Origin of the sequence: Streptomyces cynarae, from assembly GCF_025642135.1 — a bacterium.
GTDB classification, from domain to species: domain Bacteria; phylum Actinomycetota; class Actinomycetes; order Streptomycetales; family Streptomycetaceae; genus Streptomyces; species Streptomyces cynarae.
This window is the reverse complement of the sequence record NZ_CP106793.1, coordinates 6,415,149-6,437,385: the sequence shown is the minus strand read 5'-3', so window position 1 is coordinate 6,437,385 and position 22,237 is coordinate 6,415,149. Positions and strand designations below refer to the sequence as shown.

Annotated in this window: 18 protein-coding genes and 1 pseudogene; 8 read left to right on the top strand and 11 right to left on the bottom strand. The window is 72.4% G+C overall.

Annotation, left to right across the window (positions count from 1 at the left end; all coding sequences use genetic code 11):
- The first annotated feature begins 13 nt into the window (after nt 1–13).
- From N8I84_RS42840 to N8I84_RS29285, 3 genes are all read left to right on the top strand, one after another.
- Complete coding sequence (locus N8I84_RS42840) at nt 14–100, top strand: putative leader peptide (RefSeq protein ID WP_313884350.1); 87 nt, start codon at nt 14–16, stop codon at nt 98–100.
- Nucleotides 101–170: 70 nt separating this feature from the next.
- Nucleotides 171–713, top strand: a complete 543-nt coding sequence (locus tag N8I84_RS29290) for a cupin domain-containing protein (protein WP_263232423.1) — start codon at nt 171–173, stop codon at nt 711–713.
- A complete protein-coding gene (locus N8I84_RS29285; protein ID WP_263232422.1) occupies nt 710–1,111 on the top strand; it encodes a rhodanese-like domain-containing protein in 402 nt (133 codons plus the stop codon). The genes N8I84_RS29290 and N8I84_RS29285 overlap by 4 nt, the downstream gene beginning before the upstream one ends.
- A 106-nt stretch (nt 1,112–1,217) precedes the next feature.
- Here N8I84_RS29285 and recX read toward each other — a convergent pair whose 3' ends face one another.
- Entirely contained in the window at nt 1,218–1,982 is a 765-nt protein-coding gene (gene recX / locus N8I84_RS29280; RefSeq protein ID WP_263232421.1) for a recombination regulator RecX, read from the bottom strand.
- A 3-nt stretch (nt 1,983–1,985) separates the two neighbouring features.
- Nucleotides 1,986–3,116 (bottom strand): recombinase RecA, encoded by a 1,131-nt coding sequence (gene recA / locus N8I84_RS29275; RefSeq protein ID WP_200418573.1) that lies wholly within the window; start codon nt 3,114–3,116, stop codon nt 1,986–1,988.
- A 347-nt stretch (nt 3,117–3,463) separates the two neighbouring features.
- Between recA and N8I84_RS29270 the strand changes: the two genes are divergently transcribed.
- Nucleotides 3,464–4,249, top strand: coding sequence for a hypothetical protein (locus N8I84_RS29270; RefSeq protein ID WP_263234925.1), 786 nt, complete (start codon nt 3,464–3,466; stop codon nt 4,247–4,249).
- Between the two features lie 10 nt (nt 4,250–4,259).
- On the opposite strand, the gene N8I84_RS29265 is transcribed toward N8I84_RS29270, so the two are convergent.
- Together N8I84_RS29265 and N8I84_RS29260 are read right to left on the bottom strand one after the other, a co-directional pair.
- A complete protein-coding gene (locus N8I84_RS29265) occupies nt 4,260–5,474 on the bottom strand; it encodes an AI-2E family transporter (RefSeq protein ID WP_263232420.1) in 1,215 nt (404 codons plus the stop codon).
- A 70-nt stretch (nt 5,475–5,544) separates the two neighbouring features.
- The gene (locus N8I84_RS29260; protein WP_263232419.1) at nt 5,545–5,739 is read right to left on the bottom strand and encodes a DUF3046 domain-containing protein; all 195 of its coding nucleotides are present in this window, start codon (nt 5,737–5,739) and stop codon (nt 5,545–5,547) included.
- A gap of 80 nt (nt 5,740–5,819) precedes the next feature.
- Here N8I84_RS29260 and N8I84_RS29255 point away from each other — a divergent pair, with 80 nt between their 5' ends.
- From N8I84_RS29255 to N8I84_RS29240, 4 genes and pseudogenes are all read left to right on the top strand, one after another.
- On the top strand, nt 5,820–6,764 hold the full coding sequence (locus N8I84_RS29255) for a hypothetical protein (RefSeq protein ID WP_263232418.1): 945 nt from the start codon (nt 5,820–5,822) through the stop codon (nt 6,762–6,764).
- Between the two features lie 241 nt (nt 6,765–7,005).
- Nucleotides 7,006–11,968 (top strand): annotated as a pseudogene (locus tag N8I84_RS29250) (Lhr family ATP-dependent helicase).
- 24 nt (nt 11,969–11,992) lie between these two features.
- Entirely contained in the window at nt 11,993–12,835 is an 843-nt protein-coding gene (locus N8I84_RS29245) for an Fpg/Nei family DNA glycosylase (RefSeq protein ID WP_263232417.1), read from the top strand.
- 63 nt (nt 12,836–12,898) lie between these two features.
- Entirely contained in the window at nt 12,899–13,660 is a 762-nt protein-coding gene (locus N8I84_RS29240; RefSeq protein WP_263232416.1) for an SDR family NAD(P)-dependent oxidoreductase, read from the top strand.
- Between the two features lie 590 nt (nt 13,661–14,250).
- On the opposite strand, the gene N8I84_RS29230 is transcribed toward N8I84_RS29240, so the two are convergent.
- From N8I84_RS29230 to N8I84_RS29200, 7 genes are all read right to left on the bottom strand, one after another.
- A complete protein-coding gene (locus tag N8I84_RS29230) occupies nt 14,251–14,721 on the bottom strand; it encodes a Dps family protein (RefSeq protein WP_263234924.1) in 471 nt (156 codons plus the stop codon).
- A 200-nt stretch (nt 14,722–14,921) separates the two neighbouring features.
- Entirely contained in the window at nt 14,922–15,299 is a 378-nt protein-coding gene (locus N8I84_RS29225; RefSeq protein WP_103845022.1) for a helix-turn-helix domain-containing protein, read from the bottom strand.
- Nucleotides 15,300–15,408: 109 nt separating this feature from the next.
- Nucleotides 15,409–15,954, bottom strand: coding sequence for a CinA family protein (locus N8I84_RS29220; RefSeq protein ID WP_263232414.1), 546 nt, complete (start codon nt 15,952–15,954; stop codon nt 15,409–15,411).
- On the bottom strand, nt 15,951–16,787 hold the full coding sequence (gene pgsA / locus N8I84_RS29215) for a CDP-diacylglycerol--glycerol-3-phosphate 3-phosphatidyltransferase (protein ID WP_263232413.1): 837 nt from the start codon (nt 16,785–16,787) through the stop codon (nt 15,951–15,953). The genes N8I84_RS29220 and pgsA overlap by 4 nt, the downstream gene beginning before the upstream one ends.
- Nucleotides 16,784–18,262, bottom strand: a complete 1,479-nt coding sequence (gene rimO, locus N8I84_RS29210; RefSeq protein WP_263232412.1) for a 30S ribosomal protein S12 methylthiotransferase RimO — start codon at nt 18,260–18,262, stop codon at nt 16,784–16,786. Before rimO ends, pgsA begins: the two co-directional genes overlap by 4 nt.
- A 107-nt stretch (nt 18,263–18,369) precedes the next feature.
- The gene (locus N8I84_RS29205; protein ID WP_263232411.1) at nt 18,370–19,239 is read right to left on the bottom strand and encodes a helix-turn-helix domain-containing protein; all 870 of its coding nucleotides are present in this window, start codon (nt 19,237–19,239) and stop codon (nt 18,370–18,372) included.
- A 289-nt stretch (nt 19,240–19,528) separates the two neighbouring features.
- Nucleotides 19,529–22,231, bottom strand: coding sequence for a DNA translocase FtsK (locus N8I84_RS29200; RefSeq protein ID WP_263232410.1), 2,703 nt, complete (start codon nt 22,229–22,231; stop codon nt 19,529–19,531).
- Nucleotides 22,232–22,237 lie beyond the last annotated feature (6 nt).

The following is a 22,237-nucleotide window of genomic DNA, read 5'->3' as shown; positions in this document are numbered from 1 at the left end:
TCTACTCCGGACCATGAGCGACACGTGTGCGCGCCTGTGGCGGAGGGTCCATATGGACCTCGTCCGCTATGCGGGCTGCGTGTGTCGCCCGTCCTGTTGATCTCGCTTCCTTCACCGCGCGCAGTGCCCCTGCCGCCGCGCGCTCCGGCGAACCCTCAGGACGGTACCCCTTGTCTGTCTCCCCTTCCGTGCCCCTGTCCGCGGACTCCGCCCGGACCGAGGCTCCCACCCAGGCCGAACTCCTCGACTTCGCGCGCCGCACGGCCGCCGACGCCGAGCTGATCGCCTCACTGCCACTGGATCCCGAGGGCCGTACCTGGGTACGGCTCGAGGGTCCCGGCGGCAGCGAGGCCTGGCTGATCGGCTGGCCGCCCGGCACGGGCACCGGCTGGCACGACCACGCCGAGTCGGTCGGCGCCTTCGTCACCGCATCGGGCGAACTGAAGGAGAACTCCCTCACGGTCCGGCTGCCGTCCGACGGCTGGAAGACCCTGGAGCTCACCGACGGAGTCGACCACGAGCGACGACTGCCGGCCGGTAAGGGCCGCTCGTTCGGCCGGCACCATGTGCACGAGGTGCTCAACGAGTCCACCGAGCGACACGCCGTCTCGGTGCACGCCTACTACCCGCCCCTGCCGCAGATCCGTCGCTACAGTCGCACGGGGCAGGCGCTGCGTCTGGAGCAGGTCGAACGCCCGGAGGACTGGCAATGAGTTCCGCACCCGAACACTCTGTGGGCATCGACGAGTTGCTGGAGCGCGTCCGCGAGGACCTGGACCGGGTGGAGCCCGCGGAGGCCCACGAGGCCGCACGGGCCGGCGAGGCCCTGCTCGTGGACATCCGCTACGCGGCGCTGCGGGACCGTGACGGACTCATCCCCGGCGCGCTGGTCGTCGAACGGAACGAACTGGAGTGGCGCCTGGACCCGCAGGGCAGCCACCGCCTCCCCGAGGCCACCGGCCACGACCTGCGCGTAGTGGTCGTCTGCAACGAGGGCTACGCCTCAAGCCTGGCCGCCGCATCCCTCCGCCAACTGGGCCTGCACCGCGCCACCGACCTGGTGGGCGGCTTCCAGGCCTGGAGAGCGGCGGGGCTGCCGGTGGCGCTGTAGGCGGCTTTGCCGGGGTTGGGCGTTGGGAGCTCTGGGCTTGTCGGGGGCTTGGGCTTCGTAACCGGGGGGAAGGGCCCCTCCCCCCTCCCCTCCCCCTCCCCCGGCCTCATCCCCCCTCGTCCCCCAGCCCCTCCGTGTCCTCCCCCTCCTCCGCCAGGGCCTGGCGGACCACGCGCAGGGCCATCCCCTCGGGGTAGCCCTTGCGGGCGAGCATGCCCGCGAGGCGGCGCAGGCGTTTGTCGCGCTCGAGGCCCCGCGTGGCGCGCAGTTTGCGGACGACGAGTTCGCGCGCGGTGGCCTCTTCCTGCTCGGCGTCCAGCTGTCCCACCGCCGCGTCGATCAGCGCGGAGTCCACGCCCTTCGTCCGCAGCTCCTGCGCGAGCGCCCGGCGGGCCAGGCCCCGGCCGTGGTGCCGGGATTCCACCCAGGCGTCCGCGAAGGCGCTGTCGTCGATCAGGCCGACCTCCTCGAACCGCGACAGCATCTCGTCCGCGACGTCTTCGGGGATCTCGCGCTTGCGGAGGGCGTCCGCGAGCTGTTTGCGCGTGCGCGGAGTTCCGGTGAGCAGACGCAGGCAGATCGCCCGCGCCTGCTCAACCGGGTCCGCCGGGTGCTCCCCCGTCCCGGCCCTCGACGAGAAGGAAGAGCCTCCGTCCTGTGGGGCGTCGGCCGTTTCCCCGCCACCGCGCCGCCGCCCTCGCCCGCGTCCGCGTCCGCCGCGTGGAGCGTCCTCGCCGTGCGCGTCCGCGTCGCCGCGCACGTCGTCGTACGCCCCGTCACCGCCCCCGACGAACCCCGTGTCGCGCCCGCTTCCCCGCCGCTGCGGGGTCACGGGGTGGGCGTACTCGGCCCAGTCGGTTCGTCGTGTCATGGGCTAGCTCTTGGCCGCCGGAGCCTTGGCCTTGGCCGTCTTGGCCGCCGGTGCGGGCGCCGTCTTGGCGGTGTCGTCGGCCGCGGGAGCGGCGGCGCTCGCCGCGTCCGTGCCGGGCTCGGCGGTGGGCTCCTCCGGCCGGACTCCGACGCCCAGCTTCTCCTTGATCTTCTTCTCGATCTCGTTGGCCAGGTCGGGGTTGTCCTTGAGGAAGTTGCGCGCGTTCTCCTTGCCCTGTCCGAGCTGGTCGCCCTCGTACGTGTACCAGGCGCCGGCCTTGCGGACGAAGCCGTGCTCCACGCCCATGTCGATCAGGCCGCCCTCGCGGCTGATGCCCTGGCCGTAGAGGATGTCGAACTCGGCCTGCTTGAAGGGCGGCGCGACCTTGTTCTTGACGACCTTGCAGCGGGTGCGGTTGCCGACCGCCTCCGTGCCGTCCTTCAGGGTCTCGATGCGGCGGATGTCGATGCGCACCGAGGCGTAGAACTTCAGCGCGCGGCCACCGGTCGTGGTCTCCGGGGAGCCGAACATCACGCCGATCTTCTCGCGGAGCTGGTTGATGAAGATCGCGGTGGTCTTGGACTGGTTGAGCGCGCTGGTGATCTTCCGCAGGGCCTGGCTCATCAGGCGGGCCTGCAGACCCACGTGGCTGTCGCCCATCTCGCCCTCGATCTCCGCGCGCGGGACGAGCGCGGCGACGGAGTCGATGACGATGAGGTCCAGGGCGCCGGAGCGGACCAGCATGTCCACGATCTCCAGGGCCTGCTCGCCGTTGTCCGGCTGGGACAGGATCAGGTTGTCGATGTCGACGCCGAGCTTGCGCGCGTACTCGGGGTCGAGGGCGTGCTCCGCATCCACGAAGGCGACCTGACCGCCGGCCTTCTGGGCGTTGGCCACCGCGTGCAGGGTCAGCGTGGTCTTGCCGGAGGACTCCGGTCCGTAAATCTCCACCACGCGGCCGCGCGGCAGGCCGCCGACACCGAGGGCCACGTCGAGCGCGGTCGAGCCGGTCGGGATGACCTCGATGGGCTCCTTGGACCGCTCGCCCATGCGCATGACGGCGCCCTTGCCGAATTGTCGTTCAATCTGTGCGAGGGCGGCGTCGAGGGCCTTCTCGCGGTCGGTACCTGCCATGGGTTCCACCCGGTTTGCTTGAGTCGATCGCTTCACGTCAAAGACGCTAACGCCTGCCACTGACAATGCGCCCCGACGCTCGTCCGGCTGTGGATAACTCGGGTACTTCTCCGTCAAAACCGTGTCGAAATCCCCGCCGTGAGCCCGCCGGAGCCTCCATAAGAATGGATGTTCGATTTTTGTGTCAAGCGGGCCGACAGGCACCTGCGAGCGTACGGTCGCGCGCTGGCAGCGGCCCGGTGCCGGGCTACTCCCCGCGGGGTACGGCGGGTGTCTTCGGCCGGAGGACGACGGGCCGAGGCCGCTCCCGGGAGCCTTGCCCCATGGAAATCGAGAGCCTGTCGGGGATGTCCACCGCCGCGGCGTTGCCGCCACTACCGCCGGAACGGCGATCCGGCATGCGCCCGGTCGAGCGTCTGTGCCATGCGACCGGTGCCTTACTGGTCCTTTCCGGTCTGGCTCATCTGGTGGTGTTCCTCGTCGACGGCGGCCCCTGGGACGGGCCCGTCTCCTGGCGCAAGCCCTTCACGTTCGGGCTGTCCTTCGGGGTGACGCTGATCGCCCTCACCTGGGTGACGTCGTACCTCCGCGTCGGGGCGCGGCTCCGCGCGGTGCTGCTCGCCGTGTTCGCCGCCGACTGCGTCGTGGAGGTCGCCGGGATCACCCTCCAGGCGTGGCGGCGCGTGCCCTCGCACCTCAACACGGAGACGCCCTTCGACACGGCGGTGGCGATGATGCTCGCGCTGGGCGGCGCCGTCCTCGTCGTCGTGCTCTCGGCGTTCGCCGCCGCCGCGTTCCGGCACCGGCCGGGCGGCCCCCTCGGCATGGCGCTCGCGCTGCGCTCCGGGTTCGCGATCCTGATCGTGGCGCTGCTCTCCGGCGCCGCGATGATCGCGCGCGGGACCGCGCTGTCCCGCACCGGGCACCCGCAGGCGGCGTACCACTCCACGGCGCCGCTCAAGCCGCTGCACGGGGTCAGCCTGCACGCCGTGCTGGTGCTGCCGGCGCTGGCCTGGCTGCTGTCCCGCACGTCCTGGCGCGAAGCCACCAGGCAGCGGGTCATGTACGCGGCGGTCGGCGGCTACGCGGCCGCCGTGCTCGGCGCGGGGGTCTGGGCGGCTTGGTCCTGGTGAGCGGGCGCCCTCAGCGCTCGAACAGCCTCCGCACGCGCGCCGTGAGACTGCCCGAGCCGCGCGTGCGGTGCCCGTGGACGCGGGGGTCGTCGGTGACGTCGTACCGCTTCACGTACGCTCCCAGGAAGGCCTGCAGCGTGGCGACCGCGGGGATGGCGATCAGCGCGCCCACCGCGCCGAGGAGGGCGGTGCCCGCTATGACGGACCCGAAGGCGACCGCGGGGTGGATGTCCACGGACCGCGCGGTCAGCTTGGGCTGCAGCATGTAGTTCTCGAACTGCTGGTAGACCACGACGAAGATCAGCACCCACAGCGCGTACCAGGGGTCGACGGTGAAGGCGATCAGCATCGGCAGGGCACCCGCGAGATAGGTGCCGATGGTGGGGATGAACTGGGAGACCAGGCCGACCCACACCGCGAGCACCGGCGCGTACGGAATGCCCAGCGCCTGCAGCAGGACGTAGTGCGCGATGCCGGAGATGAGCGCCATCAGGCCGCGCGAGTAGAGGTAGCCGCCCGTCTTGTCGACGGCGATCTCCCAGGCGCGCAGCACCTCGGCCTGCCGGGCGGGCGGCAGCACCGAGCACAGCGCGCGCCGCAGCCTGGGCCCGTCGGCGGCGAAGTAGAACGAGAACAGGCCGATCGTCAGCAGCTGGAAGAGGCCGCCCAGGACCTGGGCGGAGACGTCCAGGACACCGGTGGCGCTGTTCTGGACGTACTTTCTGAGCCAGTCGGAGTGGACCAGGCTGTCCTGCACGTCCACGCGTCTGAGATGGGTGTGGAACGTGGTGTTGATCCAGTTGATCACCGAGTCGAGGTAGCCCGGGAAGCCCTCGACCATCTTGATGATCTGGCCGGCGAGCATGGAGCCGAGCAGCGTGACGAACCCGGCGACGGCGATCGCCAGGCCGAGGAACACGAGGAAGGTGGCCAGCCCCCGGCGCATGTCGCGGGCGGCCATCCAACTGACCGCGGGCTCGATGGCGAGCGCCAGGAAGAACGCGATCAGGAGGTTGATCAGCAAGCCGATGAGCTGGTGGAACGCCCAGCTGCCCAGTTGGAAGACGGCGATGAGCGCGAGGGCGAGCACCATGGCGCGCGGCAGCCAGCGCGGCATACGGGCGCCCGGCGCGGCGCCGTCGCCCGACGGGGGCGGCTGGGGCGGTGTCGTGCCGAGCGGTGATGCCTGCTGGGGGACCTGTGCGGTCTCGTCTGTCGGGGCCACGGAGCAAGTCTCGCCCACACCGGCGGCATCCGGGGACCCCTGTGGATCTCGGCGCTTCTTCAGCGTTTCTTCAGCGCTTTTCCCGCGGAACGTCCACGGCCGTGCACACGGCGCGCCACACGTCCTTTGCCTCCCAGCCGGCTTCCAGCGCCTGGTGCACGGTGCGCCCGCCGAGTTCCGACATCACGTGGTCGCGCGCGAAGGTGTCGGCGTAGGCCTCACCGAAGTGATCCGCCATCCGCTGCCAGAAGACCGTCAACCGCATGACACCAGTATCCCGCCCCTGAGAGTGGGGCCGGGCCGGGACGGCTTGCCGAGAACGCTTTCCGTCCTACGGTCTGATCCATGGCCGAAACCGGAGCATCCCCACTCCCTCCCGCGCCCTCGGCGCGCACCCCGCTCTCCCGCGCCGAGCACTTCGTGTGGCTGACCGCGCGCGTGCTGGAGCAGCGCCGTTTCGCGTACCACTTCCTGGGCGGCGGCGCCGACCCCGTGGAGGCCGCGCTGGCCGCCTACCGCAACGAGGACGAGGGCTACGGTCACGCCCTCGAACCTGATCTGCGCGGCCCGGTCAGCCAGCCCCTGCACACCGCCCACGCCCTGCGGGTGCTGGACTCGATCGGCCGTTGCGGCGGCCGGCGGGTGGAGCGCGTGTGCCGCTATCTGACCGCCGTGTCGACAGCGGACGGCGCTCTTCCGGCGGTGCATCCCGTGCAGCGCGGCTATCCGGCCGCGCCCTTCGTGCCCATCACCGACAACCCGCCGAGCGATCTGCTCGCCACGGGCCCGGTGGTGGGCCTGCTGCACCGCAACGAGGTGTGGCACGCGTGGATGTTCCGGGCCACCGACTTCTGCTGGCAGGCGGTCGAGTCCCTGGACAAGTCGCATCCGTACGAGGTCGAGGCGGCCGTGGCGTTCCTGGACTCGGCGCCCGACCGCCCGCGCGCAGAGGCCGCGGCCCACCGTCTGGGCCGCCTGGTGCGCGAACAGCGGCTCGCGGTCCTGGACCCGGACCGTCCGGGGGCGTATCCGGTCGCCTCCGGGTACGCACCGGGCGAGCACCACTTCCCGTACGACTTCGCGCGTACCCCGGACTCCCTCGCTCGGGCGTGGTTCACCGACGAGGAGATGGGGCGCGCCCTGGACTTCCTCTCGGCCGAACAGCAGGAGGACGGCGGCTGGCCGGTCCGGTGGCGCCAGTGGGCTCCGGGCACCGCCCTGGAGGCCCGCCCCATGGTGACCATCGACGCGCTGCTCACCCTCAGGGCGTACGGACGGCCCATCGGCTGACGGAGGGCGGCCCCACGCCCGCGCGGCGCCCCGGGGGACGAGGACCGGCCGGCCGCCGACCGCCGAGCCCGTCACCTCCGGCATCCCGGCCGTCGCCGGGCCGGAACCGAACCTGCCACGGCTCCTTCCGCGCGGACGGCCGCCCCTGCCCACGATGTCCCCCCCTGCCCCGGGCGGGTCGCATTGCCGTACGTCACCGCCGGTCACGGGCATTGTCAGTGGGCGGGTGCAGGATGGATCCATGGTCAGCTCCGCACACCCGGCCCTCGACGGCTTCTCACCCGCGACCCGCGCCTGGTTCACGGGGGCGTTCTCCGCGCCCACCGCGGCCCAGGCCGGGGCGTGGCGTGCCATCGCCGCGGGCTCGGACGTGCTCGTGGTGGCGCCGACCGGCTCCGGCAAGACGCTGGCCGCCTTCCTCGCCGCGCTGGACCGGCTGGCGTCCACTCCGCCGCCGGCCGATTCCAGGAAGCGCTGCCGGGTGCTGTACGTGTCCCCGCTGAAGGCTCTCGCGGTCGACGTGGAGCGGAATCTGCGCAGTCCGCTCACCGGCATCCGCCAGGAGTCGGTCCGGCTCGGCCTGCCCGAGCCGGAAGTGAAGGTGGGCATCCGCTCCGGCGACACCCCGGCAGCCGAGCGCCGCGCCCTGGCCACGCGGCCGCCGGACATCCTGATCACCACTCCTGAGTCGCTGTTCCTGATGCTGACGTCGTCCACGCGCGACGCGCTGACAGGCGTGGAGACGGTCATCCTGGACGAGGTGCACGCGGTCGCGGGCACCAAGCGGGGCGCGCATCTGGCACTGTCACTGGAGCGGCTCGACGAGCTGCTGCCGAAGCCCGCGCGCCGCATCGGCCTGTCCGCCACCGTGCGCCCGGTGGACGAGGTGGCCCGCTTCCTCTCCCCGCGCCGCAAGGTGGAGATCGTCCAACCGGAGTCGGGCAAGGAGTTCGACCTCTCGGTCGTCGTGCCCGTCGAGGACCTCGGCGAGCTGGGCGGCTCCCCGGTCTCCGACGGCACGGAGGGCGCGGAGCGCCCGTCCATCTGGCCGCACGTCGAGGAGCGCATCGCCGACCTGGTCCAGGCGCACCGCTCCACGATCGTGTTCGCCAACTCCCGCCGCCTCGCGGAGCGACTGTGCAACCGGCTGAACGAGATCGCCTATGAGAGGGCCACGGGCGAGACGCTGGAGGAGCACCACGCGCCCGCTCAGCTGATGGGGGGCTCCGGCGCGGCACAAGGGGCGCCCCCGGTTCTCGCGCGCGCCCACCACGGGTCGGTCTCCAAGGAGCAGCGCGCTCTCGTCGAGGAGGACCTGAAGGCGGGCCGGCTCCCGGCGGTGGTCGCCACCTCCAGCCTCGAGCTGGGCATCGACATGGGTGCGGTGGACCTCGTCGTCCAGGTCGAGTCGCCGCCGTCCGTGGCGTCCGGGCTGCAGCGGGTGGGCCGGGCGGGACACCAGGTCGGCGCGGTCTCCACCGGCGTGGTCTTCCCCAAGTACCGCGGCGACCTCGTACAGGCGGCCGTGGTCACCGAACGGATGCGCACGGGCGCGATCGAGTCTCTGAAGGTTCCGGCGAACCCGCTGGACGTGCTCGCGCAGCAGCTCGTCGCGATGACGTCGCTCGACACCTGGCAGTTCGACGACCTCCTCGCGCTGGTGCGCCGGGCTGCGCCGTTCGCCTCGCTGCCGGAATCGGCGTTCACGGCGGTGCTGGACATGCTCGCGGGCCGCTACCCCTCCGACGCCTTCGCGGAGCTGCGGCCGCGCGTGGTGTGGGACCGGGTCGCGGGCACCATCACCGGCCGCCCCGGCGCCCAGCGGCTCGCCGTCACCTCCGGGGGCACCATCCCGGACCGCGGGCTGTTCGGGGTGTTCCTCGCCGGTGCCGATCCCAAGAAGGGCGGCGGCCGGGTCGGCGAGCTGGACGAGGAGATGGTCTACGAGTCCCGGATCGGGGACGTGTTCACCCTCGGTACCAGCTCCTGGCGCATCGAGGACATCACCCGCGACCGCGTCCTGGTCTCCCCCGCGCCCGGCGTCCCCGGCAGGCTGCCGTTCTGGAAGGGCGACCAGCTGGGCCGCCCGCTGGAACTGGGTCGCGCGGTGGGCGCGTTCCTGCGCGAGGTGGGCTCGATGCCCAAGGACGACGCGCGCCTGAGGCTGCTGGCGGCGGGCCTGGACGCCTGGGCCGCGGACAACGTGCTGTCGTACCTGGACGAACAGCGCGAGGCCTGCGGCCACGTCCCCGACGACCGCACGATCGTCGTCGAGCGGTTCCGTGACGAACTGGGCGACTGGCGGGTCGTGGTGCACTCCCCCTTCGGCGCCCAGGTGCATGCCCCGTGGGCGCTCGCCCTGGGCGCCCGCCTGTCCGAGCGCTACGGCATGGACGCCCAGGTCATGCACGCCGACGACGGCATCGTGCTGCGCCTTCCGGACGCCGACCTGATGGGCCTGGACCTGCTGGACCAGGAACCGATGAAGGCCGGCACTCCCTTCAACACGGTGGCCGACACCGAGCAGGCACCCGTCGGCGCGGCCGACGTCGCCTTCGACAAGGGCGAGGTCGACCAGCTCGTCACCGACCAGGTCGGCGGCTCGGCGCTGTTCGCGTCCCGGTTCCGCGAGTGCGCGGCCCGCGCGCTGCTGCTGCCGCGCCGTAACCCGGGCCGGCGCACCCCCCTGTGGCAGCAGCGCCAGCGCGCGGCCCAACTGTTGCAGGTGGCGAGCGAGTTCGGCTCGTTCCCGATCGTCCTGGAGGCGGTGCGCGAATGCCTGCAGGACGTCTTCGACGTCCCGGGCCTGATCGAGCTGATGGGCGACCTCGAGTCCCGCAAGGTGCGGCTCGTCGAGGTGACCACCCCCGAGCCGTCGCCGTTCGCCCGCTCGCTGCTGTTCGGGTACGTCGCCCAGTTCCTCTACGAGGGGGACTCTCCGCTCGCCGAGCGGCGCGCCGCGGCGCTGTCGCTGGACTCCCGGCTGCTGGCGGAGCTGCTGGGCCAGGCGGAGCTGCGGGAGCTGCTCGACGCGGAGGTCCTGACCGAGCTGGAGCGGGAGCTGCAGTGGCTCACCGAGGACCGGCGCGTCAAGGACGTCGAGGGGGTCGCGGACGTGCTGCGGGTGCTGGGGCCGCTCACCGACGCCGACCTGGTGGCACGGGGAGCCGACCCGCAGTGGGCCCGTGAGCTGGCGGCGGCCCGCCGCGCGATCAAGGTCCGGATCGCGGGCGCCGACCACTGGGCGGCGGTCGAGGACGCGGGCGGCTCCGCGACGCGCTCGGCACGGCGCTGCCCGTCGGCGTCCCGGAGGCGTTCACCGAGCCGGTCAAGGACCCGCTCGGCGATCTCCTCGCCCGGTACGCGCGCACCCACGGCCCCTTCACATCGGCGACGGCGGCCACGCGGTTCGGACTCGGGGTCGCGGTCACCGAGGGCGCGCTGCAACGGCTGGCGGCGTCCGGACGGATCGTCCAGGGCGAGTTCCATCCGGCGGGCATCGGCCAGGAGTGGTGCGACGCGGCGGTACTGCGCCGGTTGCGGCGCCGTTCGCTGGCGGCGCTGCGGCACGAGCTCGAGCCGGTTCCGGCACCGGCCCTGGCGCAGTTCCTGCCGCAGTGGCAGCACGTCGGCAGCGGGCACGGGCTGCGGGGCGTGGACGGACTGGTGCGCGCCATCGAGCAGTTGCAGGGCGCCTCCGTGCCCGCGTCCGCCCTCGAGAAGCTCGTCCTGCCGTCCCGCGTCGCGAACTACACACCCGCGATGCTGGACGAACTCACGGCCGCCGGTGAGGTGGTGTGGGCGGGCGCGGGCGCGCTGCCCGGAAAGGACGGCTGGATCTCCCTCTACCTTGCGGACGCCGCCCCCCTGCTGCTGCCCGCTCCGCACCCCCTGGAGCTGACCGCCCTGCACCAGTCGATCCTGGAGGCCCTCTCGGGCGGCTACGGACTGTTCTTCCGGCAGATCGCCGACCAGGTCCGCGCCACCACCCACCCGGACGTCACCGAGCCCCAACTCGCCGACGCGATCTGGGACCTGGCGTGGTCCGGGCGGCTCACGAACGACACGCTGGCGCCGATGCGGTCCCTGCTCGGCTCGGGCCGTACCGCGGGGGCCACGGCCCACCGCGCCAAGCGTGCCGTCCCGCGTGGGCGCTACGGCTCACTGTCGGCCGCCGCCCGGCCCCAGTCCCGTACGGGTCCGCCGACCGTCGCGGGCCGTTGGTCCCTGCTGCCCGCGCACGAGGCCGACCCCACCGTCCGCGCCCACGCCCTGGCCCGGACGCTGCTCGACCGGCACGGCGTGGTGACCCGGGGGGCGGTGGCCGCGGAGGGGGTGGAGGGCGGCTTCTCGGCCGTGTACCGGGTCCTGTCCGCCTTCGAGGAGAGTGGTCAGGCGCGGCGCGGTTATGTCGTCGAGGGGCTGGGCGCGGCACAGTTCGCGATGGACGGCGCGGTGGACCGGCTGCGCGCGGTGGCGAACGCCGCGAGCGGGGCGAACCGCTGCCGGGCGCCGGAGCGGGACCCGGCGCGGGGAACGGGTTCGCCGGAGCTCCCACAGATCCGTTCGCCTCCGACGCGGGCCCGGGCGGCCCGGGCGGCCCGAGCGGCGACGGCCCCGAGGACCCGTTCGACATCGACTTCGCCGACGCCTTCGACACGGGTCCGGCCGTCCAGGACCCGCTGTCCGCCCCGGGTTTCGGAGGCCCCCGCTCGGGGCCCGGCTTCTCCTCCGGGGCTTCCGCCTCCCGGTCCCACTACGGGCAGAACGGACGAGGGGGCCTCCCGCCGAACCGCACGCGCACGTCCGGGTCGGCCCGGGCCGTGGTCCTGGCCGCCGCCGACCCCGCGAACGCGTACGGCGCGGCGCTCCCCTGGGCCGAGCCGCCGACGGGTGCGGGGCACAAGCCGGGGCGGAAGGCGGGTTCGCTGGTGGTCCTGGTCGACGGCGAGCTGGCGCTCTACGTGGAGCGGGGTGGCAAGACCGTGCTGGCCTGGCCCTCCGCGCCGGAGGCCGGGCCGACCGAGGACGAGCGTCTGCGCATGGCCGCCGAAGCCCTGGGGGCGGCCGCCAGGGCGGGTTCCCTCGGCACCGTGACGGTGGAACGGATCAACGGAGCCTCGGCCCTGTCGTCCCCCTTCGGCGTCCTCCTGGAAGGAGCGGGCTTCATAGCGACCCCGCGGGGACTGCGGATCCGTGCATGAGCCCCGACGTGCCACCCTTGACCCATGCCCGAAGGTGACACCGTCCACCAGGCCGCGAAGCGTCTGCACGGCGCGCTCGCGGGGAAGGTGCTGACGCGTTCCGACCTCCGGGTGCCCAGGTACGCGACGGCCGATCTCACCGGCCGTACCGTCCTGGACGTCACCCCGCGCGGCAAGCACCTGCTGACCCGTATCGAGGGCGGGCTCACGCTGCACTCGCATCTGATGATGGACGGGGCGTGGAAGGTGTTCGCGGCGGGGCAGCGCTGGAGCGGCGGTCCCGCCCACCAGATCCGGGCGATCCTCGGCACCGTCGACCGCACGGCGGTCGGCTACCGCCTGCCCGTCCTGGAACTGCTGCGCACCGCCGACGAGCACCGCGCCGTGGGGCACCTCGGCCCGGACCTCCTCGGCCCCGACTGGGACCCCGGTACGGCCCTGGAGAACCTGTTGCGCGACCCCGCCCGCCCCCTCGGCGAGGCCCTGCTCGACCAGCGCAACCTGGCCGGCATCGGCAATGTCTACAAGAGCGAGCTGTGCTTCCTGCTCCGGGTGACTCCGTGGCTTCCCGTCGGCGAGCTCCCGGCCGAGCACGCCGCCCAGCTGCCCACCCTCGCCAAGAAGCTGCTGGAGGCGAACCGCGACCGCCCCGCCCGCAACACCACCGGGCGGCGCGAACAGAACCTCTTCGTCTACGGTCGCGCGCCCCGCCCCTGCCTGCGCTGCGGCACCCCGGTCCAGGTGGCGGAGCAGGGCGACGGCTCACGGGAGCGGCCCACCTACTGGTGCCCGGCCTGCCAGTGGGGACCGGCTCCCGCCCCGGGCGTGGCGGACCACCGCCACAGCCGCCCGCCCTCAGCCAATTGACGAACCGACCAATGGGCGCGGGCCAATTGACGGGCCGTCAGGTACGCTCGTAGCGTCGCTGTCATGCCCGTGACGGCGTACGACCTCAGCGACCGCACCGTCTTCGTCACCGGCGCCGCGAGCGGCATCGGCCGGGCCTCGGCCGTGCTGCTCGCCGAGGCAGGCGCGACCGTGCACTGCGCCGACCGCGATGCGCCTGGGCTGCACGAGACGGCGGCCCTGATCGCAGACCGGGGCGGCACGGCACACACCCACCACCTCGACGTGACCGACCGGGCCCGGCTCGAGCAGGCCGTCGCGTCCTGCGAGCGCCTCGACGCGATGGCGGCCGTCGCCGGGATCATGCACAGCAGCCCCGTCCTCCAGACACGGGACGAGGACCTGGACCGGGTACTGGCCGTCAACTTCAAGGGGGTCCTGTACGCCTGCCAGGAGGCGACGCTCCGGATGATCGAGGACGGGACCCGCGGCAGCATCGTCACGATGGCGTCGAGCGCCGTCGACACCGGCGGTCCGGGGCTGCTCTGCTACGGCGCGGCGAAGGCGGCCGTGGTGCAGCTGACGAAGACCCTGGCGACCGAGGTCGGGCCGTACGGCATACGGGTCAACGCCGTGGCGCCGGGCTGGACCCGTACGCCGATGACCGACCGGCACGGGGAGGAGCAGGAGCGCACGGAGGCGTTCATGGCGCGAATGTCACCGCTCGGCCGGACCGGCGAACCGCAGGACGTCGCGCACGCTGTGCTGTACCTGGCCTGCGACGCCTCGTCCTTCGTCACAGGGCAGATCCTCCGCCCGAACGGCGGCGTGGCCATGCCCTGGTGACAGCTACGGCACCAGCCGCAGCGACAGGTGGCGGCCACACCGACAGGGCCCGGGGGCGGGCGCGGCCGGGCCGGTCACGGCACGTCCTCCAGGGGTCCCCTGAACACCCCGGACGCCGTCGTACCGGCCCCGCACGCTCCCCCTGCGTCCCGCCCCCTCACCCTGGTTGCGCGCCCCTCCCGCGCCCCCTCACGGCCTGCCACCGCCGCCAGGCCCGAGCCCACTGATCCGACCCGGCCGCCCCCACGGCCCGAGCCTTCGGCACACAGTGCACCGGCAGCAGACTCAGTCCCCATCCCCCGATGGCGACCGCACCTTCCAGCACCCCTGCGTCGGGTGCCAGCACGAGTCGGAGCACCCCCCACCACCACAGCGCACCCAGCGCCAGCGCAACCCCCCAGCGCGCCGTGCGCCCCGCCATGGCCGTCACCTCCAACCCGAGGAACCAGACCCTAGACCGGGCCATCACCGCCAGGGAGGGCGCACCAGCGGCACACAGGCGCACCGGACCCAGCGCATGCCCCCGGCATCTGGCGCACGCGGCGCACCCCGCGCACACCCCGACCGGGCCGCCCCGGGCCGCTGTGCGCTCACGCGTTCTCCGCCTGGAACATCCAGTGGTGTTTCTCCAGCTCCGCGGTGACGGTGATGAAGATGTCCTGGCTCACCGGGTCGGCGTCGGCGGTCGTCTGCACCCGTTCCCGCATCCGCGTGATGACCGCGCCGAGGGCGGACACGAGGGTCCCCACCGCGTCCGTGTCCTTGACCCAGCCCCGGGGCACGGAGCCGATGCCGCTGCTCTCAGCGACCGTCGCGGCGCGCCCGTCCGGCGGGACGCCGAGCGCGGAGGCCCGTTCGGCCACCGTGTCGGAGTGCCGCCGTGCGGTGTCGACGACCTCGTCGAGCTGGAGGTGGATGGAACGGAAGCGCGGCCCGATGATGTTCCAGTGGATCTGCTTCGCCACGAGGGAGAGGTCCAGCAGGTCGACCAGCGCACCCTGCAGCGCCCCGGAGACGGTCTTCAGATCCGTGTCGGGCAGCGGGCTCTTCACGACGTACATCGGCATCCTCTCGAGCGTTCGTACGACCCCGAGCCCCCGCCCCTCCACCATGACGGCCCCGCCCGAACCCGGCAAACGGGAGTCACGCCGGCGCCCGGAGCACGCGAGAGCCCCGGCCGTGCCCCTCCAGGTCTCCCCGGAGAAGCCCCGGCCGGGGCTCTCGTACAGCTTGCCGCCTCACCCGCTCCCGCGCGTGAGGATCAGGCGGCCACCACGTCCACTGCCTCGGCGGGGGCCTTGATCGTGACCCGTTCCGGTGGGACACCGGTCACGGACACGGAGTTGAGCATCGGGCGACGCACCGGTGCGGGCACCGGCTCGGTGGCCGCCGCCGACTGTGCCAGCTCGGCGAGCGCGAGCTCGTCGCTCACTTCCCGCATGAGCTCGGACATCCGTACGTCCAGCGCGTCGCAGATCGCGGAGAGCAGCTCGGAGGACGCCTCCTTCTGCCCCCGCTCCACCTCGGAGAGATAGCCGAGCGAGACTCGGGCGGTCGAGGAGACTTCGCGCAGAGTACGGCCCTGGCGCTGGCGCTGCCGACGCAGCACGTCACCCAGCAGGCGACGGAGCAGAATCATCGGTGGCTCCCTCCTCGGACCGCGTAGCCGCATCCTTCTCGCCCCACCGTACCGCCTTGCGCCGCGGCCGTGCGGGGAGCGCTGTTGTGTTCACTGAAAGCTGCAAACATCAAGTCCCCCCGTTCTGTTCCGTATCCTGTGCCCGCTCATTCCCGGTCTGTTCGCCCGCAAGCTGCTCCAGGAGCAGTGCGAGCACGCTCCGTACACTCTCCATACGGATTTCCGCCCGGTCGCCGTTCAACCGCAGGGAGGCCACTTTCTCGCCACCAAGTTCGTCGGAAACCTCTTCGAAGGGCCCGGCGACGGCCACGAACACCGTGCCGACGGGCTGTCCGTCCTGTGGGTCGGGGCCGGCCACTCCGGTCGTGGCGAGTCCCCAGTCGGCGCCGAGCGCCTTGCGCACGCCGGCCGCCATCTGTTCCGCGACCTGCGGGTCCACCGCACCGCGGGTATCCAACAGGGTACCGTCCACACCGAGCAGGTCCCGCTTGAGATCGGTGGCGTAGGCGGTCACGGAGCCGCGGAAGACCACGGAGGCCCCGGGCACCGCCGTCAGCTCCGCAGCCACCAGGCCACCGGTCAGCGACTCGGCGACGGCGAGGGTCTCGCCTCTCACCGTGAGTAGTCGCAGCAGCTCGGCGGCCACGGAATTCACCGTTCCGCCTCCTCGGCAGCGACCCGGCGCTCGGCGATACCGCGCCTGCGGAGCACAATGGCCTGTCTCACATAGTCGAGCCCGGTGACCACGGTCAGCACGATGGCCACGGCCATCACCCAGAACCTCAGGGTCGCCAGCCACCCCGTGAGCGCCAGCACGTACATGCCGACCGCCACACCCTGCGTCAGCGTCTTCAGCTTGCCGCCCCGGCTCGCGGGGATCACCCCGTAGCGGATGACGAGGAAGCGCAGAAGGGTGATACCGAGCTCACGACCGAGTATGACGGCCGTCACCCACCACGGCAGATCGCCGAGCCAGGACAGACAGATCAGCGCCGCACCCATGATCGCCTTGTCGGCGATGGGGTCGGCGATCTTCCCGAAGTCGGTGACCAGGTTGTAGGTGCGGGCCAGGTGGCCGTCGAACAAATCGGTGATCATGGCGATGGCGAAGGCCGCCCAGGCGAGCGAGCGCCACGCCGGGTCATACCCGCCGTCGGCCAGCATGAGGGCGACGAAGCCCGGGACGAGGAACAGGCGGAGCATCGTCAGGAGATTGGCGACGTTCCAGACACTGGCCTGGTTGACCGCGGCGGCCGTCAGCTTGCCGCCCCGCGCCGGCCGTGCGCCCTCCTGCCCGTCGGCAGGGCCGGAACCACCGAGTGCGTCCGGGCCGTCCGGGCGGCTGACCGACTTGGCGACCGAGGCACCGGCCTGCCCTTTGGCCGGCTTGGCCCCGGGCCTGCCGGTAGCGCCCGAGGCGCCCGGCGTGGACGCCGCTCCGCGCGCAGCGGAGGAGCCACCCGCCGCGGAGGCTGGGATTCCGGTCATCTGCCCGCCTCCTCAGGACACCCGAGCGCCCCCGCGAGGGGCTCGGCCACCAGATCGACACCTTCCGTACCGACCACCTTCGCCTCGACCATACGACCGACGCTCAGGCCCTCGCCCCTCGTGAACAGCACCTGGCCGTCCGTCTCGGGCGCCTGGTGGGCGGCTCGGCCGTACGCGGCGACCTCGTCGTCCTCGCCCACCGACTCCACCAGCACGTGGACGGTCTCGCCGACGCGCTCCTCGGCGCGCTGGGACACCAGTTCCTCGGCGAGCCGGGAGATGTGGGCCAGCCGCTCGGCGACGACGTCCTCGTCGAGCTTGTTGTCGTACGTGGCGGCCTCCGTGCCCTCCTCGTCGGAGTAGCCGAAGACACCGATCGCGTCCAGCCGGGCGCCGTTCAGGAAGCGCTCCAGTTCGGCCAGGTCGGCCTCGGTCTCGCCGGGGAAGCCGACGATGAAGTTGGAGCGCACGCCCGCCTCGGGTGCCTTGCCGCGGATCGTGTCGAGCAGGTCCAGGAAGCGGTCGGTGTCACCGAAGCGCCGCATGGCGCGCAGCACGCCGGGCGCGGAGTGCTGGAAGGACAGGTCGAAGTAGGGCGCGACCTTCGGGGTCGAGGTGAGCACGTCGATGAGGCCCGGGCGCATCTCGGCGGGCTGGAGGTAGCTGACGCGGACCCGCTCGATGCCGTCCACCTCGGCCAGCTCCGGCAGCAGGGACTCCAGGAGGCGGATGTCGCCCAGGTCCTTGCCGTAGGAGGTGTTGTTCTCGGAGACCAGCATGATCTCCTTCACGCCCTGTTCGGCCAGCCAGCGGGTCTCGTTCAGCACGTCGCTCGGGCGGCGGGAGATGAAGGAGCCCCGGAAGGAGGGGATGGCGCAGAAGGAGCAGCGCCGGTCACAACCGGAGGCGAGCTTGACCGAGGCGACGGGCGAGCCGTCGAGCCGGCGGCGCAGCGGCGCCCGGGGGCCCGAGGCCGGGGCGACGCCCTCCGGGAGGTCCGTCGGGGCACCGTGCCCGGGCAGGGCCACGTCGGCCGCCGACTGCCGCTCCGCGGGGCTGATCGGCAGGAGCTTGCGGCGGTCGCGCGGGGTGTGGGAGGCGTGGATGCCGCCGGACAGGATGGTCTGGAGCCGGTCGGAGATGTCCGCGTAGTCGTCGAAGCCGAGCACGCCGTCGGCCTCCGGGAGGGCCTCGGCCAGCTCCTTGCCGTACCGCTCGGCCATGCAGCCGACCGCCACCACGGCCCGGGTTCTGCCGTGCCCCTTGAGGTCGTTCGCCTCCAGGAGGGCGTCCACGGAGTCCTTCTTGGCGGCCTCGACGAAGCCGCATGTGTTCACCACTGCGACGTCCGCGTCCTCGGCGTCCTCCACGAGCTGCCAGCCGTCCGCCTCCAAACGGCCTGCGAGCTCCTCCGAGTCCACCTCGTTACGGGCGCAGCCAAGGGTGACGAGTGCGACGGTACGGCGTTCAGGCATGGGCTCAAGACTACTTCGTCCCACTGACAGCCCACGTCGACGGGGTTGGCCGATCTTGGCCAACCCCGTGTGTCCGTGCCCCTTGAGTCCCGCTGGGTGCCGCCCGGTCAGCCGGTGACGGGGTCGCCCTTGGTGTAGGTCAGGCGCTCGACCTGGCCGGGACGGAAGTCGTCCTGGATCTTCTTGCCGTTGACGTAGAGCTGGATGGCACCCGCGTCGCCGAGGACGAGGTCGATCTTCTCCTTGTCCTGGAAGGTCTGCGAGTCGCCCTTCTCGAGCAGCCCGTCGAAGAGGGTGCGGCCGTTGTGGTCCTTGGCGGAGATCCAGCTGCGGCCGTCGGTGGCGCTCACCTGGACCGTCACCTTGTCCCGGGGCGCGGCCGCGATGGCGCTCTCGGACGGCTCGGGCTTCTGTGCGGTGGGCTTGCTGCTCTTGGGCGTGGGCGAGGCGGGCTTCTTGGTGGTCGCCGCGGGGCCCTTGGCGACCGGCGTGTCGACGGTGTCCGAACCGCCGGTCCCCTTGATCAGGGTGAACCCGACGAAGCCGATCACCACGACTATGGCGGCGACCATGGCCGCGGTCCAGTTGGGCGCCCGCCGGTCGGGCCGGATGCGCTCCGCCTCGAAGAGCGGGGCCGCCGGGGTCGGGGCGGGCCGTGCGCCGTGCTCGGCGGCGTACTGATCCAGCAGCGGGGCCGGGTCGAGGTGCACCGCGCGCGCGAGCGTGCGGATGTGACCGCGGGCGTAGACGTCGCCGCCGCAGGGGGCGAAGTTGTCCTCTTCGATCGCGTGCACGATGGCGACACGGACCCGGGTGGCGTTGCTGACGTCGTCGAGGGTCAGCCCGGCCGCGATCCGCGCCTGTCGCAGGGCCCGGCCGATCGAGGGGCGATCCGACGCGGAGGCGTCGTCACGGCCGTCTTCGAACGGACGAGCGTCCTCAGGGGAGTTGCCGTCAGGGGAGTTGCCGATGGACACGGGGGCGCCTTTCGAGCGTGTAGCCACCTGTGCTGGAAGTTCAGTCTAGGAGGGGTGCGAAAGGGTGGGGCAACCGGGCGGTAGGACTTTGTACGCCATCAGAATGGCCGGTCATCCTGATGCCGGGAGACAGGTCTGTTCTCTCTCAACTTGACGTCCGATGGCGGGAAACGGTTGCTCACGGAACACTTACGAGTGGGTCACGACCGAGCGTCCGAGCGCGCCGCCCGGCGCACCCGGACCCGCTCGGCCGACCCTCCCGCGGGGCGGCCCGGGACCGTCCGGATCCCTATGGTTGAGACTCCCCACGGATGACGGCGAGCACGCCGTCCAACTCGTCGGGTTTCACGAGAACGTCACGTGCCTTGGACCCCTCGCTGGGGCCGACGATGTTCCGCGACTCCATGAGGTCCATCAGCCGCCCGGCCTTGGCGAAGCCGACGCGCAGCTTCCGCTGGAGCATCGAGGTGGATCCGAACTGGGTGGAGACGACCAGCTCGGCGGCCTGGCACAGCAGGTCCAGGTCGTCGCCGATGTCCTCGTCGATCTCCTTCTTCTGCTTGCTGCCGACCACGACGTCGTCCCGGAAGACGGGCGTCATCTGGTCCTTGCAGTGCCGGACGACTGCCGCGACCTCCTCCTCGGTCACGAACGCGCCCTGCATGCGCACCGGTTTGCTCGCGCCCATCGGCAGGAACAGCCCGTCGCCCTTGCCGATCAGCTTCTCGGCGCCGGGCTGGTCGAGGATGACGCGGGAGTCGGCCAGGGAGGAGGTGGCGAAGGCGAGCCGGGAGGGCACGTTCGCCTTGATCAGGCCGGTGACGACGTCCACGGACGGCCGCTGTGTGGCGAGCACCAGGTGGATGCCGGCGGCGCGCGCGAGCTGCGTGATGCGCACGATCGCGTCCTCGACGTCCCGGGGCGCGACCATCATCAGGTCGGCCAGCTCGTCGACGATCACCAGCAGGTACGGGTAGGGCTGCAGGTCACGCTCGCTGCCCTCCTGCGGCTTCACCTTGCCGTGCCGGACGGCCTCGTTGAAGTCGTCGATGTGCCGGAAGCCGTACGCCGCCAGGTCGTCGTAGCGCAGGTCCATCTCGCGTACGACCCACTGGAGCGCCTCGGCGGCCCGCTTGGGGTTGGTGATGATCGGCGTGATCAGGTGCGGGATGCCCTCGTACGCGGTCAGCTCCACCCGCTTGGGGTCGACGAGGACCATGCGCACGTCCTCCGGCGTCGCGCGCATCATCACCGAGGTGATCAGGCAGTTGATGCACGACGACTTGCCGGAGCCGGTGGCGCCGGCGACCAGCAGGTGCGGCATCTTGGCCAGGCTGTGCATGACGTAGCCGCCCTCGACGTCCTTGCCGAAGGCGACCAGCATCGGGTCGTCGTCCTCGGCGGACTCGGCGAGGCGCAGCACGTCACCGAGGTTGACCATCTCACGGTCGGTGTTCGGGATCTCGATGCCGACCGCGGACTTGCCGGGGATCGGGCTGATGATCCGCACGTCGGGGCTGGCGACGGCGTACGCGATGTTCTTGGTGAGCGCGGTGATCCGCTCCACCTTGACGGCGGGGCCGAGCTCGACCTCGTACCGGGTGACCGTCGGGCCGCGGGTGAAGCCGGTGACGCGGGCGTCGACCTTGAACTCGGTGAAGACGTTGGTGAGTGCGTCGACGACGGCGTCGTTGGCGGCGCTGCGCGCCTTGCCGGGACCGCCCCGGTGGAGCAGGTCCAAGGAGGGCAGGGCGTAGGTGATGTCGCCGGACAACTGCAGCTGCTCGGCGCGCGGCGGCAGCTCGCGGGGCTCGTCCGGGGCCTTCTTCGTCAGGTCGGGCACCGCGGCCTGGGACGCGGGCTCCTCCGGCTCGGGGCGCGCGGTCGGCACGGGCGTCGGCGTGGTCGGCTCCCGGTCGGTGACGCTCACGCCCTGGGTGAGGTCGGCGACGACCGGGGACGGCGGCATGCCGTGCAGGACGGCACCGTCCAGGGCCGCGGCGGCGGCCGCCGCGACGTCCACGGCGTCCATCTCCCTGCCCATGGCGGGCTGCTGCACGGCGGGGCGCCGGGGACGGCCGCGGCGTCGGGAGAGCGCCTCCTGCTCGGCTCCGTCCGGGTCGTACACGTCGGGGGCGGGGCCGCGCCGCCGGGTGCGGGGCAGCGCCTCGCGCCACTGCTCGTCGTAGCGTTCGTCGTCCTCGGTCAGGAACTCGTCCTCCGGGTCGTGCAGGAGCCCGAGCTTGAGGCCGAGGTGGCGCAGCCGCCGCGGGATGGCGGTGACGGGGGTGGCGGTGACGACGAGGACGCCGAAGAACGTGAGCAGGACGAGCAACGCCACGGCGAGGGCGTCGCCCATGGTGTACGTCAGCGGGGTGGCCGCGGCCCACCCGATGAGCCCGCCGGCGTCCCTTATGGCCTGCATGCCGTCGCTGCGCGCGGGGGCGCCGCAGGCGATGTGCACCTGGCCGAGCACGCCGAGGACGAGCGCGGACAGGCCGATGACGATGCGGCCGTTGGCCTCCGGGCGCTCCGGGTGGAGGATCAGGCGCACGGCGATCACGCCGAGCAGGAGTGGCACCAGCAGGTCGAGGCGGCCGAAGGCGCCGGTCACCAGCATCTCGACGAGGTCGCCCACGGGACCGCGGAGATTGGCCCAGGTGCCGGCGGCGACGATCAGCGACAGCGCGAGCAGCAGGAGCGCGAGACCGTCCTTGCGGTGCGCCGGGTCGAGCCCCTTCGCACCCCGCCCCAGGCCGCGGAACAGGGCTCCGACGGCGTGCGCGGCGCCGAGCCACAGGGCGCGTACGAGTCTGTACACGCCCGCGGTGGGGTTGGGCGCCGGTGCGGGGGCGGGCTTCTTCGCCGCTGCCTTCTTGGCGGGCGCCTTCTTGGCGGCGGCTTTCTTGGCGGGGGCCTTCTTCGCCGGAGCCTTCCTGGGAGCGGCCGCCTTCTTCGCGGGCGACTTCTTGGCTGCGGGACGTGGGGCCATGGATGT

What these genes read in the sequence shown, in the direction of transcription:
- N8I84_RS42840 (WP_313884350.1), top strand. Translation starts at nt 14, where the DNA reads ATGAGCGACACGTGTGCGCGCCTGTGGCGGAGGGTCCATATGGACCTC.
- N8I84_RS29285 (WP_263232422.1), top strand. Translation starts at nt 710, where the DNA reads ATGAGTTCCGCACCCGAACACTCTGTGGGCATCGACGAGTTGCTGGAG.
- recX (WP_263232421.1), bottom strand. Translation starts at nt 1,982, where the DNA reads ATGACACGACGAACCGACTGGGCCGAGTACGCCCACCCCGTGACCCCG.
- recA (WP_200418573.1), bottom strand. Translation starts at nt 3,116, where the DNA reads ATGGCAGGTACCGACCGCGAGAAGGCCCTCGACGCCGCCCTCGCACAG.
- N8I84_RS29270 (WP_263234925.1), top strand. Translation starts at nt 3,464, where the DNA reads ATGTCCACCGCCGCGGCGTTGCCGCCACTACCGCCGGAACGGCGATCC.
- N8I84_RS29260 (WP_263232419.1), bottom strand. Translation starts at nt 5,739, where the DNA reads ATGCGGTTGACGGTCTTCTGGCAGCGGATGGCGGATCACTTCGGTGAG.
- N8I84_RS29255 (WP_263232418.1), top strand. Translation starts at nt 5,820, where the DNA reads ATGGCCGAAACCGGAGCATCCCCACTCCCTCCCGCGCCCTCGGCGCGC.
- N8I84_RS29245 (WP_263232417.1), top strand. Translation starts at nt 11,993, where the DNA reads ATGCCCGAAGGTGACACCGTCCACCAGGCCGCGAAGCGTCTGCACGGC.
- N8I84_RS29240 (WP_263232416.1), top strand. Translation starts at nt 12,899, where the DNA reads ATGCCCGTGACGGCGTACGACCTCAGCGACCGCACCGTCTTCGTCACC.
- N8I84_RS29230 (WP_263234924.1), bottom strand. Translation starts at nt 14,721, where the DNA reads ATGTACGTCGTGAAGAGCCCGCTGCCCGACACGGATCTGAAGACCGTC.
- N8I84_RS29225 (WP_103845022.1), bottom strand. Translation starts at nt 15,299, where the DNA reads ATGATTCTGCTCCGTCGCCTGCTGGGTGACGTGCTGCGTCGGCAGCGC.
- pgsA (WP_263232413.1), bottom strand. Translation starts at nt 16,787, where the DNA reads ATGACCGGAATCCCAGCCTCCGCGGCGGGTGGCTCCTCCGCTGCGCGC.
- rimO (WP_263232412.1), bottom strand. Translation starts at nt 18,262, where the DNA reads ATGCCTGAACGCCGTACCGTCGCACTCGTCACCCTTGGCTGCGCCCGT.
- N8I84_RS29200 (WP_263232410.1), bottom strand. Translation starts at nt 22,231, where the DNA reads ATGGCCCCACGTCCCGCAGCCAAGAAGTCGCCCGCGAAGAAGGCGGCC.